The sequence below is a fragment of the uncultured Algibacter sp. genome (assembly GCF_947487605.1).
GTDB lineage: Bacteria > Bacteroidota > Bacteroidia > Flavobacteriales > Flavobacteriaceae > Algibacter_D.
In genome coordinates, this window is sequence record NZ_CANKXK010000075.1 from 1 (window position 1) to 367 (window position 367).

Here is a 367-nt window from a genome sequence, read left to right on the forward strand (position 1 = left end):
CCGTATTTCTTGGTTGCATCATATGCAACACCATCTACCGTAATGGTTGCGCCTCCAGTTGCTGACGCTGTTATAGTACCATCATCCTCTCCGTGACACGTTACATTGGTATAACTCGTGGTTAATACTATGTCATCTGGCTCACTAATGGTGATCTTAGTCTCTTCAAAACATACATCGCCTTGGTTGCCTCCAGCTGCCTCAGCACGTACTGTATACATGCCTGGGCCGTATTTCTTGGTTGCATCATATGCAACACCATCTACCGTAATGGTTGCGCCTCCAGTTGCTGACGCTGTTATAGTACCATCATCCTCTCCGTGACACGTTACATTGGTATAACTCGTGGTTAATACTATGTCATCTG

1 protein-coding gene is annotated in these 367 nt (G+C 45.8%); it reads right to left on the reverse strand.

Annotated features, from left to right (window positions below; all coding sequences use genetic code 11):
• Window positions 1-367 (reverse strand): hypothetical protein (locus tag Q0739_RS15000; RefSeq protein WP_298239544.1); only part of this gene is annotated, 367 nt, incomplete at both ends.